Source organism: Hydrogenophaga sp. (assembly GCF_030158645.1).
In the GTDB taxonomy this organism is placed as follows: domain Bacteria; phylum Pseudomonadota; class Gammaproteobacteria; order Burkholderiales; family Burkholderiaceae_C; genus Hydrogenophaga.
Window position 1 is genome coordinate 41,240 of sequence record NZ_JAOASO010000065.1, and the last position, 11,343, is coordinate 52,582.

The following is an 11,343-nucleotide window of genomic DNA, read 5'->3' on the forward strand; positions in this document are numbered from 1 at the left end:
ATGCAAACTCCCTACGAACTCATCCTCGGCTGGCGCTACACGCGCGCCGGCCGCGCCACCCGGCGCAACGGCTTCATCTCCTTCATCTCGGGCGTGTCCATGCTGGGCATTGCGCTGGGTGTGGCCGCACTCATCATCGTGCTCTCGGTCATGAACGGCTTCCAGAAGGAAGTGCGCGACCGCATGCTCGGTGTGCTCTCCCACATCGAGGTGTTCGAGCCCGGTGGCCAGGCCATTCCCAACCTGGCCGACACGCTGGCGAAGATCGAACGCCACCCCGAGGTGCTCGGCGCCGCGCCCTTCGTGGGGGCCCAGGCGCTGATCGCGCGCGGCGAGGACATGAAGGGCGCGCTGGTGCGCGGCATCGATCCAGCGCTCGAGCCCAAGGTGACCGACCTCGCGGCCCAGTTGGCCGACACCGTGCTGCCGCGCCTGGTGCCCGGTGAATTCGGTGTGATCCTGGGCGGGGAACTCGCGCGCAGCCTGGGCGTGATCGCGGGTGACAGCGTCACGCTGATCGCGCCCAGCGGCCAGGTGACCCCGGCCGGCGTGGTGCCGCGCATCCGCCAGATGACGGTGGTGGGCACGTTTGATTCGGGCCACTATGAATACGACTCGGCGCTGGCCCTGCTGCACCAGGAAGACGCCGCGCGCATCTTCCGCGTGGAAGGCCCGACCGGCGTGCGCGTGAAGATCAAGGACCTGCACGCCGCGCGCGAGGTGGCCGTGTCCATCGCCGCCGACCTCGACCCCGGCCTGCTGGTGCGCGACTGGACGCGCCAGAACCGCACCTGGTTCGCCGCGGTACAGCTCGAAAAACGCATGATGTTCATCATCCTCACGCTGATCGTGGCCGTGGCGGCGTTCAACCTCGTGTCCACGCTGGTGATGACGGTGACCGACAAACGCGCCGACATCGCCATCCTGCGCACGCTGGGCGCCAGCCCGCAAAGCATCATGGGGATCTTCATGGTGCAGGGCGCCATGGTGGGCGTGATCGGCACCGGCGCGGGCCTGCTGCTGGGCCTGGGCATCGCCTTCAACATCGACACGCTCGTGCCCGCGCTGGAGCGCCTGCTGGGCGCGAGCTTCCTGCCGCAGGACATCTACCTCATCAGCCGCATGCCCAGCGACCCGCAACAGGCCGACATCCTGCCGGTGGCGGTGATCTCGCTGGTGCTCTCCTTCCTGGCCACCATTTACCCGAGCTGGCGCGCAAGCCGCGTCAATCCTGCCGAAGCCCTCCGCTATGAGTGAAATCGTTCTCCAGGCCACGGGCCTCACCAAACGCTTCACCGAAGGCCGGCTCGACGTCACCGTGCTCACCGGCGTGGACCTCACGGTGCGCAAGGGCGAAACCGTGGCCATCGTCGGGGCTTCCGGCTCGGGCAAAAGCACCTTGCTGCACCTGCTCGGCGGGCTGGACGCGCCCACCAATGGCAGCGTGCAGCTCATGGGCCAGACGATGTCGGGCCTGAGCGCCACGCAGCAGGGCGTGCTGCGCAACCAGCACCTCGGGTTCGTCTACCAGTTCCACCACCTGCTGCCCGAGTTCAGCGCGCGCGACAACGTGGCCATGCCGCTGTGGATCCGCCGCATGCCGCGCGCCGAGGCGGCGGAGCAAGCCCGCAAGATCCTCACCCGCGTGGGCCTGGCCGAGCGCCTCGGCCACCGGCCGGCCGAGCTCTCGGGCGGCGAGCGCCAGCGCGTGGCGATCGCGCGTGCGCTGGTGACGCAGCCCGCCTGCGTGCTGGCCGACGAGCCCACCGGCAACCTCGACCGCAACACCGCCGAAGGTGTGTTCCAGCTCATGCTGGAGTTGGCTCGAGATCAGGGCACGGCCTTCATCGTGGTCACGCACGACGAGACTTTGGCGGCGCGATGCAACCGCGTCCTGCGGTTGACCACGGGCGTGCTGACCTAAGGTTTGGTTCGCGAAAACCGCAGGGGCTTCTCCAGCCCCTGCACGTGCATCAGCATCGTGGTGCCCTGCACCTCCAGCCGCTGCGCCTTTTGCAGCGCGTCCAGATAGCGTGTCTCCTGTTCGTCCACCGCCGGTGCACACGCCATGCGCGTGCCCGCCAGTTGCCCCAGCGCGATGCGGTCCTGCATCAGCGTGTAGGAGCCAAAAAAGCGGTTGCACGAGCTGTTGCCCGCCACCCGCCCGGCTTCGGGAAAGGCGAGCGTGGCCAGCGAACCGTTGATCACACCGCGTCCACCCAGGTCGTCCAGCCGCCACTCGCTGCCCACCAGCGGCGCGGCACCGGGCGCACCCGGCAACGCGCAGGCGGTGAGCGCCAACAACAGGGGTGCGGTGAACCAGAAGAGGCGGGGCATGGTGTGTCCTTGGGTGGTGGGGCCGGCCCTCGCTCGGGCTTGTCGGCACAATGGGCCGTTATACCGCCATGTGGATCGACTCTCACTGCCATCTGGACGCGCCCGAGTTCGGCGCCGACCACGCGCTCGCGCTGAGCCTGCGCGAACGCGCAACCGCGCGGGGCGTGGGCGTGTGCGTGATCCCGGCGGTGGAGCGCGCCAACTTCGACACCGTGCGACGACTCGCGCACCGCACCGGCGACGCCTACGCCCTGGGCATCCACCCCTTGTACGTGCCGCAGGCGCGGGAGGCCGATCTCGCCGCGCTCGATGCCGCGCTCACCGAACACCGCGACGATCCCCGCCTGGTGGCCGTGGGCGAGATCGGGCTCGACTTCTTTGTGCCCGCGCTGTGCACGCCAGAGATGCGCGAACGGCAAGCCTTCTTTTACCGTGCGCAATTGCGGCTGGCGCGCCAACACGGCTTGCCGGTGATCGTGCACGTGCGGCGCAGCGCCGACATGCTGCTCAAACACCTGCGCGAGCTGCCCACGGGCGGCGGCATCGCACATGCGTTCAACGGCAGCGAGCAACAAGCCCAGGCCTTTCTGGGGCTGGGTTTCAAGCTGGGGTTCGGTGGCGCGGTCACGTTTGAGCCTGCGCGGCAGTTGCGCCGCCTCGCCGCCGAGCTGCCCATCTCGGCACTGGTGCTGGAGACCGACGCACCCGACATCCCGCCGCACTGGCTCTACGCCACCGCCGCCCAGCGCGCCGCGGGACAGCCGCAGGGCATCAACAGCCCGGCCGAGTTGCCGCGCATCGGCGCGGTGATGGCCGAACTGCGGGGCCTGCCGGTCGACGCACTGATGCAGGCCACCACCGCCAACGCCGTGGCCGCCCTGCCCCGCCTCGCGGCGCTGCGGGCGGCGCCATGAGCCGGCTGCTGGGTCTGGCGCCGCTGCTGGACGCAAACACCCGCGTGCTGGTGCTGGGGAGTTTCCCGGGCGTGGCCTCGTTGCGCGCTCAGCAGTACTACGGCCACCCGCAAAACCAATTCTGGAAGATCCTGGGTGCGCTGTGGCAGATGCCCTTGCCCACCTTGCCGTACCCGGAACGGGTGGCGGCCTTGCTCGCCCACGGTCTGGGCGTGTGGGACGTGTACGCCGCCTGCGAACGCGAAGGCAGCCTGGACGCGAACATCCGCCACGCCGAGGTCAATGACTTTGCATGGGTTCGGCGCGCCTGCCCAAATCTGCGGGCCGTCGCGCACAACGGCGGCGAAAGCTTCCGACATGCGAAGCACACCGAACCACTGGGTTTGCCGGTCTACAGACTGCCATCCACCAGCCCGGCCCATGCGAGCTGGAGCTTTGATCGCAAGCTGGCGGCGTGGGCCGAGGTCTTGCAGCGCCACACCTGAAGGGCGCAGTGGCTGGTGTGACTCAGCTCATCAAGGCTTCGCGCACGGCAGCCAGTTGACGGCGCGAGACCGCCAGGCGCTCGTCGACACCGTCGAGCCGCACCGTCCAGCCTTCGCCCTCGACCGGATCGTTGTGTTTCTCCACGGCCCGCACGGCACGGCGCGACACCAGAGCGTTGCGGTGCACGCGCACGAAGAGGTGGGCGTAGCGCTGCTCCAGATCGCTGAGCGCGCCGTCAAAAATGTGTTCTTTGTCGGCCGTGCGCACAGTGATGTACTTCAGTTCGGCCTTGAGGTAGATCACGTCGGCCAGCGCCACGCGCTCGCTGCGCCCACGCTCCTGGATGATCAGGCTCTCGGGCAGCCCCACCTCGACGGCGCTCTCCGCCCGCAGCCGTTGCACCTTTTGCAGCGCCTGCTGCAGGCGCTCGCGGCGCACCGGCTTGGTCAAATAATCCACCGCCTCCAGGTCAAAGGCTTGGACAGCGTGTTCGGCGTAAGCGGTGATGAACACCACCGCTGGCGGCAGCGCCAGTTCGCGCAAGGTCCTGGCCAGGGTCATGCCGTCCACGCCGGGCATGTGAATGTCCAGCATCACCAGGTCGCAACCGGTGCGCTGGATCAACTCCATGGCCTGCACCGCGTTGGCCGCCTCGCCCACCACGTCGGCGCGCGGTTCACTGCATTCGCCCAGCAGGGTGCGCAGGCGCGAACGTGCCAGCGCTTCATCGTCAACGATCAGTACCTTCAGTGTCATGTCACGCTCCGTAGCCAGACCCATTCAATATCCGCTTATACCGGTATTTCAAGGCGAACCTGAAACACCCCGTTGACCAGCGCGCTCTGAAACCTGCCCTGTACGTCGTGCAACAGCGCCAGCCGTTGCCGGACATTGTCCAGCGCCAGGCCATTGCCGGGCCGGCCACTGCCCGCCGGCACCGTGTTGGTGACCTTGATCACCACCAGACTGCCGCGCCGCTGGGTGCTGATGCGCACCACCGCGCCCGAAGGGCTGGGCTCCACACCATGTTTCACCGCATTCTCCACCAGCGGCTGCAAGATGAGCGGCGGCAATTTGGCCTTGGAAGCCGAGTCGTCCACGCTCCACTCGACCTTGAGCCGATCGCCAAAGCGCACCTGCTCGATCGCCAGGTAGTGCTCGGCCAGCTCCAGCTCCTGCCACAAGGGCACGGCTTCCTGCGCATCGGCCAGCGCATGGCGGAACAATTCACTCAGGTCTTCCAGCAGATTCTCGGCCTTGGCGGGCTCCTCGCGCACCAGCGCAATGGCGCTGTTGAGGGTGTTGAACAGGAAGTGCGGCCGGATGCGGGCCTGCAGCTCGGCCAGCCGCGCGGTGGTGCCGGCGGGCATGCGGGCCTTGGCGCGCCACACCAGCGCACCCACCAGCACGGCCGACACCAGCCCACCCGCCGCACCGCTGCCCACCCAGGGAGCCGCCTCGGCCAGCCCCATGAGCACCAGCAAGCCGCAGCCGTACAGGCCCGCCAGCACGCCCAGGCCGACGCCCGCGGTCCACTGCGCCCGAACGGGCATGCGCCCGAGTTTGCGTTTGAGCGCACACACACACAGCAACCAGGCCAGCACGGCGGGCAAGGCGGCACCGGTGAGCACCGCCGTCTGGGTGATCCAGCCCACCGGCGTCGATGCGCCAAAGATCGCTGCCACAGCCACGATGGCCTGCACAAACAGCACGGCCCGCAACACCACGCCGACCTGGCAGGTGTCGAACACGCGGTCGCGCGCACGGATGTGCTCGGGCATCTCCTGCGGCGACTGCGTGCCCAGGGTGCTGGGCAGATCCTGGAAGGTCGATAAAATTCGCGAGTCTTTCATGGGGCGTGCGTCAATACCCGGGTCGGGCGACCATGGATTGTGCGTTGATCCGGTCCCTGCACTTCGAGTCCGCGGGGCGCTGCGATCAAAAGATCATTCGGGTCTCCTCTGCACGCCCTCTGTCCCGCGGTTTTCCGCTCCACCATTTCTCTGCAAAGCCGCTGGCAACACCGTATGTCCACCAACCAATTCGACAAGAAATCCGAAGCCTGGTCCGCCCTATTCTCGGAGCCCATGAGCGAGTTGGTCAAGCGCTACACGGCCAGCGTTTTCTTCGACAAGCGCCTCTGGCAAGCCGACATCACCGGCAGCCTTGCCCACGCCGAGATGCTGGCGGCACAGGGCATCATCGGCGCGGCCGACCTCGCCTCCATCCAGCAAGGCATGGCGCAGATCACCGCCGAGATCGAAGCGGGCAGCTTTGAATGGAAGCTCGATCTCGAAGACGTGCACCTCAACATCGAGGCCCGCCTGACCCAGCTGGTGGGCGACGCCGGCAAACGCCTGCACACGGGGCGCAGCCGCAACGACCAGGTGGCCACCGACGTGCGTCTGTGGCTGCGCAGCGAGATCGACCTCATCGTCCCGCTGCTGGGCGAACTGCAGGCCGCGCTGGTGGACGTGGCCGAAAAGAACGTGGATGTGATCCTGCCCGGCTTCACCCACCTGCAGGTGGCGCAGCCGGTGAGCTTTGCGCACCACCTGCTGGCCTACGTGGAAATGTTTTCGCGCGACGCCGAGCGCATGGTCGACGTGCGCCGCCGCACCAACCGCCTGCCACTGGGCTCGGCCGCGTTGGCCGGCACCACCTACCCGCTGGACCGCGAACGCGTGGCGCGCAGCCTGGGCATGGTGGACGAGCGCGGCGAACCACAGGTGTGCCAGAACAGCCTGGACGGTGTGAGCGACCGCGATTTCGCGATCGAGTTCACCGCAGCCGCGTCGTTGTGCATGGTGCACATCAGCCGTTTCAGCGAAGAGCTGATCCTGTGGATGAGCCAGAACTTCGGTTTCGTGAAAATCGCCGACCGCTTCACCACGGGTTCGTCGATCATGCCGCAGAAGAAAAACCCCGACGTGCCCGAACTCGCCCGCGGCAAGACCGGCCGTGTGGTCGGCCACCTCATGGGCCTGATCACGCTGATGAAGGGCCAGCCGCTGGCCTACAACAAAGACAACCAGGAGGACAAGGAGCCGCTGTTCGACACGGTGGACACCTTGAAAGACACGCTGCGCATCTTCGTGGAGATGGTGGGCGGTCAGCCGAACCCGGCCACGGGCGTCAAGGAAGGCGGCATCACGGTCAATGCTGTGGCCATGGAAGAGGCGGCCAAAAAGGGCTACGCCACCGCCACCGATCTGGCCGACTACCTGGTGAAAAAGGGCCTCCCGTTCCGCGATGCGCACGAGACCGTGGCCCACGCTGTGAAGGCGGCTGTGACGCACAACTGCGACCTGTCGGAACTGCCGCTGGCGGTGCTGCAGGGCTTCAACGCGTCCATCGAAAAGGATGTGTACGAGTGCCTGAGCCTGCGCGGCTCCCTGAACGCCCGCAACACGCTGGGCGGCACGGCGCCGGCCCAGGTGCGGCACCAGATCGCGCGCCACCGCGCCCGACTGGCCTGAGTCAGTTGCAGTCGGGCTGCGGCACTTCGGTGCAGCGCTCGAAGGCCTCGGGCTTGAGGCCGCCGCCCACCAGTCGGTACTGGTCAAAACACGCCGCACTGGCCGCGAACCGGTGCCAGCGCGCCTCACAGGCGGTGGTGCCGGGTGGCAAAGGCGTGCTGGCGGGCACGGCGCGTCTGGCGTAGCGCTGCGGCACATCGGTCAGCACGCCGTAGTGCACGCGCCCCCCGTCGTCGGTCCACCGGTAGAGTTCGGTGGACAGGGCAGCACCAGATGCAGCCAACGACAGCACGACAAACCAGGTTTTGAGCTTCATACCGCCTGTGACCGCGCCGGCCCGCACGCGGTTCCGCCGTTCGTCCGGGCCTACACTGGATCGACATGAACGCACCACAACCGGCCTTGATCACCGCCCTGCTGGAGCCAGGCCGCTGCCCGCCCCCGGTGCAGCGTGTGGACCTGGTGGAAACCCACGGCGCCTGGGTGCTGCTGGCGGGTGACCGGGCCTGGAAGATCAAGAAACCGGTGTGTCTGCCCTTCATGGACTTCAGCACGCTGGCCCTGCGCCGCGCGGCCTGCCAGGCCGAGGTACGGCTCAACCGGCGCTTTGAGACCGACGACCCGGCCACCCACCTGTACCTGGACGCGTTGCCCATCGTCGGCCCGGCGCACGATCCCCACTGGGGTCGGCCGGGGACCGACGACGCCGGTGCCATCGAATGGGCGGTCCACATGCGCCGCTTTCACGAAGACCTGCGGCTGGACCACCTTTGCGTGCGCGGCGCGCTGAAACCGGAACACCTCACCTCGCTGGCGCAACGCATGGCGGCGTTCCAGTCCCAAGCGGCCGTGGCCTCGGCCAACGGACCTTGGGGAAAGACCGCAGACGTGCTGGCCTTCGCACGCGACAACATCACGGCCCTGCGTGCGGGTCTGAAGGGTGCAGGCGATGCCCCGTTGATCAACGCACTGGACACATGGACCGAAGCGCGCGCCGCACAGCTGGCCCCGCTGCTCGCGCAACGCCTGGGCACAGGCCGGGTGCGCGAAGGCCATGGCGACCTGCACCTGGCCAACCTCGTGCTCATCGGCCACGAGGTGCTGCCGTTTGATGGCATCGAGTTCAACGACGCACTGCGCTGGATCGACGTGGCCAGCGACATGGCCTTTGTCTGGATGGACCTGCTCCAGCACGGCCAGCCCGGCCTGGCCAACGGTCTGCTCAGCGACTGGCTGGACGCCAGCGGCGACAACACCGCGCCCGACGTGCTGCCGTTCTTCGCGGTTTACCGCGCGCTGGTGCGCGCCAAGGTGGCGGTGATCCGCAGCACGCAGGCAGGAGCCGACGCGGCGGGTTCGCAAGCTGAAGCGCGGGGTTATGCCGAACTCGCGCTGCGCATGGCCCGACCACCCGCACCACAACTGGTCATCACCCACGGCCTCTCGGGCAGCGGCAAGACCAGGGCGTCCAGCCGCTGGCTGCAGGCCGAGGCCAGCGGACGGGCCGTCCGCCTGCGATCCGACGTGGAGCGCAAACGCCTGCACGGTCTGCGCGCCACGCAGGCCAGCGGCTCGGGTCTGAACACCGGCCTGTACAGCCCGCAAGCACACACCGACACCTACGCCCACCTGCTGGAGCGCGCACGGCTGCTGCTGCGAGCGGGCTGGTCGGTGCTGGTGGATGCCGCCTTTCTGCGTCGCCAGGAGCGCGAAGCCTTCGCCGCGCTGGCGCAGGCGACCGGCTGCCCGTTCCACATCCTGGCCACCGAGGCGCCGCTGGCCGTGCTGCGCGAGCGCATCACCGCGCGTCAGGCGCATGGCGGTGACGCGTCCGAGGCCACGGTGGCGGTGCTCGAACAGCAGCTGGGCTGGCTGGAGCCGCTGGACGAGGCAGAGCGGGCACGGTGCCTCCCAGAAGCGGCCTGACACGCGTCACCAAAAATTTCAATCCGCGCTGTCCCGCTTTCACAAGCCTTTTCCCGGGTGCACCGCTACCATGGATCAACAACCGATCCCCACCACACTGGAGACCCCATGAGCGTCATCACCACTGTCGAAGACCTGCGCATCCTGGCCAAAAAACGCGTGCCGCGCATGTTTTACGACTACGCCGATTCGGGCTCCTGGACCGAAGGCACCTACCGCGCCAACAGCGACGACTTCCAGAAGATCAAACTGCGCCAGCGCGTGGCGGTGAACATGGAAAACCGCAGCACCCGCAGCACCATGGTGGGCCAGGACGTGGCGATGCCGGTGGCGATTGCGCCCACGGGCCTGACCGGCATGCAACACGCCGACGGCGAGATCCTCGCCGCGCGGGCCGCGAAAAAGATGGGCATCCCGTTCACGCTGTCGACCATGAGCATCTGCTCGATCGAGGACGTGGCGCAACACGCTGGCGAAGGTTTCTGGTTCCAGCTCTACGTCATGAAAGACCGGGCGTTCATCGAGCGCCTCGTCGACCGCGCCAAAGCGGCCCGGTGCGCGGCGCTGGTGCTCACGCTCGATCTGCAGATCCTCGGCCAGCGCCACAAGGATTTGAAGAACGGCCTGTCCGCCCCGCCCAAGCTGACCATCGCCAACATGATCAACATCGCCGGCAAACCCCGCTGGGCGCTGGGCATGCTGGGCACCAAGCGCAAGCAGTTCGGCAACATCGTTGGCCACGTGAGCGGTGTGGCCGACATGAGCAGCTTGAGCGCCTGGACGGCCACGCAGTTCGACCCGGCACTCAACTGGGGCGACGTGGAATGGATCAAAAAACGCTGGGGCGGCAAGCTCATTCTCAAAGGTATCCAGGACGTGGAAGACGCGAAGCTGGCCGTGGCCTCGGGTGCCGACGCACTGATCGTGAGCAACCACGGCGGTCGCCAGCTCGACGGGGCGCAGAGCAGCATCGAGGCACTGCCGGCGATCGTGGATACGGTGGGCAGCCAGATCGAGGTGCACATGGACGGCGGCATCCGCAGCGGTCAGGACGTGCTCAAGGCGCGCGCGCTGGGCGCGCGCGGCGTCTACATCGGCCGGCCCATGCTCTACGGCCTGGGCGCCATGGGCGAGGAAGGGGTGTCCAAGTGCCTGCAGATCATCCACCGCGAACTGGACCTGACCATGGCCTTCTGCGGCCACACCAACATCGAGACGGTGGACAAGAGCATCCTCTTGCCTGGCACGTTCCCGACGGCCGCACCATGAAGTCCGCAGAGCCCGCGGCACGGCCCCGCACCTCGAAGTGGTGGCTGGGCGTCAGCGTGGTGCTGATGCTGTTGCTGCTGCTGGGTGCGGCCACCACGGCCAGCATGGTCGAACAGCTCAAGGCTCAGATCGTGCATCTGCAGGAGCGGCTGCTGGTCACGCCGCAAGTGCGGTACGTGTCGGTGCTGCTCGACGCTCAGGCACTGCCGGCCTTGCTGGTGACCCTGGACCCGCAGGCGGACGTGTTGCAGGTGCAGCGGCTCAACGAGGTCAAGGAAGGGCGCGAGGACAGCATGCAGCTGTGGGCGCTCGCCGGCGACCAACCTCCCCGCTCGCTGGGTGTGATCGCGAGCAAGTTCAAGACGCTGCAGCTGACGGCGAAGGAAGTCCAGCTGGCCGGCGTGACCCAGCTGGCGATCAGTGTGGAGAACAAGGGCGGCGTGCCCGAGGCCGTGGGGCCACGCCTGCCCTATCTGTTTCAGGGTTGGCTGATCCAGAAGGCGATCTGACGCCCGTTCACTTCAGCTCGTACTCGAACGTGCTCACCACCCGCAGCCGCTTGATGCGCGAGCTGCCGTCGTCGAAGTCGTTGCCGTCGTCGCCGGTGATGCGGATCACACCCTGGTTGGCGTTTTTCAGCGGGCCGAGTTCGGCACCCGCTTCGGCCGCGAACTTGTCGGCCTGCTCGCGTGCGTTGCGCGTGGCCTCGGCCAGCAGCGGTGCCTTGATGTCGTTGAAGCCGCGCAGCTGGAAACGCGGGCCGCTGCGGCCACCTTCGTTTTCACCACCCAATTGCACGCCGGCCTGGATCAGCGGGTCCACCGCGCGCGCGGCGCCCTCCACCTCGGCCACGCGGGCCGACTTCACCAGCACCTGACCGGTGCCGTTGAAGCGGAACGGCTGGTTGCCCTGCGCGTACTCGCGGGTGAACA

The 11,343-nt window shown here is 67.6% G+C and carries 13 protein-coding genes; 8 read left to right on the plus strand and 5 right to left on the minus strand.

Annotated elements, in window-relative coordinates:
• Together Q1W68_RS06965 and lolD are read left to right on the plus strand one after the other, a co-directional pair.
• Entirely contained in the window at positions 1-1,257 is a 1,257-nt protein-coding gene (locus Q1W68_RS06965) for a lipoprotein-releasing ABC transporter permease subunit (protein WP_300715960.1), read from the plus strand.
• Positions 1,250-1,924, plus strand: coding sequence for a lipoprotein-releasing ABC transporter ATP-binding protein LolD (gene lolD, locus Q1W68_RS06970; protein ID WP_300659897.1), 675 nt, complete (start codon positions 1,250-1,252; stop codon positions 1,922-1,924). Before Q1W68_RS06965 ends, lolD begins: the two co-directional genes overlap by 8 nt.
• On the opposite strand, the gene Q1W68_RS06975 is transcribed toward lolD, so the two are convergent.
• Positions 1,921-2,337 carry an META domain-containing protein gene (locus tag Q1W68_RS06975; protein WP_300715962.1) on the minus strand — a complete coding sequence of 139 codons (417 nt, stop codon included), beginning with the start codon at positions 2,335-2,337 and terminating at the stop codon, positions 1,921-1,923. The genes lolD and Q1W68_RS06975 overlap by 4 nt on opposite strands.
• Before the next feature lie 68 nt (positions 2,338-2,405).
• Between Q1W68_RS06975 and Q1W68_RS06980 the strand changes: the two genes are divergently transcribed.
• Both Q1W68_RS06980 and Q1W68_RS06985 read left to right on the plus strand, forming a co-directional pair.
• Positions 2,406-3,251, plus strand: a complete 846-nt coding sequence (locus tag Q1W68_RS06980) for a TatD family hydrolase (RefSeq protein ID WP_300652843.1) — start codon at positions 2,406-2,408, stop codon at positions 3,249-3,251.
• The gene (locus tag Q1W68_RS06985) at positions 3,248-3,736 is read left to right on the plus strand and encodes a DNA-deoxyinosine glycosylase (protein WP_300652840.1); all 489 of its coding nucleotides are present in this window, start codon (positions 3,248-3,250) and stop codon (positions 3,734-3,736) included. Before Q1W68_RS06980 ends, Q1W68_RS06985 begins: the two co-directional genes overlap by 4 nt.
• A gap of 22 nt (positions 3,737-3,758) precedes the next feature.
• Here the strand turns inward: Q1W68_RS06985 and Q1W68_RS06990 are convergent, their stop codons facing one another.
• The gene (locus Q1W68_RS06990; protein ID WP_300652837.1) at positions 3,759-4,493 is read right to left on the minus strand and encodes a LytTR family DNA-binding domain-containing protein; all 735 of its coding nucleotides are present in this window, start codon (positions 4,491-4,493) and stop codon (positions 3,759-3,761) included.
• A gap of 35 nt (positions 4,494-4,528) precedes the next feature.
• Entirely contained in the window at positions 4,529-5,590 is a 1,062-nt protein-coding gene (locus tag Q1W68_RS06995) for a histidine kinase (protein WP_300652834.1), read from the minus strand.
• Between the two features lie 174 nt (positions 5,591-5,764).
• On the opposite strand from Q1W68_RS06995, the gene argH reads away from it, so the two are divergent.
• Entirely contained in the window at positions 5,765-7,216 is a 1,452-nt protein-coding gene (argH, locus tag Q1W68_RS07000) for an argininosuccinate lyase (protein ID WP_300715964.1), read from the plus strand.
• A 1-nt stretch (position 7,217) separates the two neighbouring features.
• Here the strand turns inward: argH and Q1W68_RS07005 are convergent, their stop codons facing one another.
• Positions 7,218-7,532: a DUF4124 domain-containing protein gene (locus Q1W68_RS07005; RefSeq protein WP_300655929.1), complete on the minus strand. Its 315-nt coding sequence runs from the start codon at positions 7,530-7,532 to the stop codon at positions 7,218-7,220.
• 65 nt (positions 7,533-7,597) lie between these two features.
• On the opposite strand from Q1W68_RS07005, the gene Q1W68_RS07010 reads away from it, so the two are divergent.
• The 3 genes from Q1W68_RS07010 to Q1W68_RS07020 all read left to right on the plus strand — a co-directional run bounded on the left by Q1W68_RS07010 (position 7,598) and on the right by Q1W68_RS07020 (position 10,920).
• Positions 7,598-9,142 carry a bifunctional aminoglycoside phosphotransferase/ATP-binding protein gene (locus Q1W68_RS07010; protein WP_300655930.1) on the plus strand — a complete coding sequence of 515 codons (1,545 nt, stop codon included), beginning with the start codon at positions 7,598-7,600 and terminating at the stop codon, positions 9,140-9,142.
• A gap of 108 nt (positions 9,143-9,250) precedes the next feature.
• Positions 9,251-10,411: an alpha-hydroxy acid oxidase gene (locus tag Q1W68_RS07015; protein WP_300655931.1), complete on the plus strand. Its 1,161-nt coding sequence runs from the start codon at positions 9,251-9,253 to the stop codon at positions 10,409-10,411.
• Positions 10,408-10,920 (plus strand): anti-sigma factor, encoded by a 513-nt coding sequence (locus Q1W68_RS07020; RefSeq protein WP_300655932.1) that lies wholly within the window; start codon positions 10,408-10,410, stop codon positions 10,918-10,920. Before Q1W68_RS07015 ends, Q1W68_RS07020 begins: the two co-directional genes overlap by 4 nt.
• 7 nt (positions 10,921-10,927) lie before the next feature.
• Here the strand turns inward: Q1W68_RS07020 and Q1W68_RS07025 are convergent.
• Positions 10,928-11,343, minus strand: a 416-nt coding sequence (locus Q1W68_RS07025) for an SIMPL domain-containing protein (protein ID WP_300715966.1), incomplete at its 5' end; no start/stop codon positions are given.